The organism is Piscibacillus sp. B03 (assembly GCF_052246295.1).
GTDB lineage: Bacteria > Bacillota > Bacilli > Bacillales > Alkalibacillaceae > Piscibacillus.
Genome location: NZ_JBQQCO010000095.1, coordinates 1 through 906, shown reverse-complemented (window position 1 = coordinate 906; position 906 = coordinate 1). Strand labels below are relative to the sequence as shown.

The 906-nt window shown below is 40.7% G+C and carries 1 pseudogene; it reads right to left on the bottom strand.

The window, feature by feature from the left end:
* Positions 1-906, bottom strand: a pseudogene (locus ACTWQB_RS17350) (hypothetical protein); the annotation flags it as partial.

Sequence of the window (906 nt, the reverse complement as noted above, 5' to 3'; positions counted from 1 at the left end):
AATAAACTGTACTCATACATCTAATATAAACACCCTCACCTTCAGTTCCCCCTGTTGTCGTAATCCATCGATTAAAGGCGGACATATCACCCGTCACTACAACAGTCCCAGGTCCATTAAAAGGCTTAGGATATTCCCAATACGTAGATTCAGCACTTTGATATAAAGCCCCTGTATCATTTGTCGCATCCAATGTTCCGATGTTGGCCCAGCATATTTGCAAGCCATCTGAGTATCTTACATAACTACCATTCTCATTTTCCCCACTTTCAACCACAAAAGAGACTTGTTGCCAATCTCCCCAATCCACATCAGACGATATCGCATTATTAGCACGTTTATACTCAGCTAAAATCTCATAACCGCTTTGATAATCCCATCTAAAGATCGTGATGGTTTGTACTCCTGTATTGGTTCGGTTTCCAATGGTATGAACATAAGCTCTTAGAGATCCCAATCCAACCCCAAAATCAGATGGACTAATGCCAATTGAATGTAACCAATCTGAAAAGATATCAGCTTGGGCATCTCCACTCATGTAAAATTGCGAAATTCCTTCTGAGTATTCTTCTGGTTTTGCATCAACTGACTTAATATCAACTGTATTAATCTGATCACCTACTTGACGAGCAACTTGAACACGTCCACAGACCTCATTATCTCCTCGTTCATCAGTGATTTGGGTATCATCAATGAATGATTTTCCAGCCTCTATATAGACTTGGGCTAACGATAATTCATAAATCGTATCATTTCGTATTAAGCCTGGTGGTTCTGGGACTTCAGCTTCTTCTCCGCGTTTAACAAACGCTCGAATATAACGTGATTCAATATCTCGATCCAATCGTAAAACCACTCGGTCGATTCGATCTAGTGACGCATCAGCCGGTTCATGTGGGCAAGTAA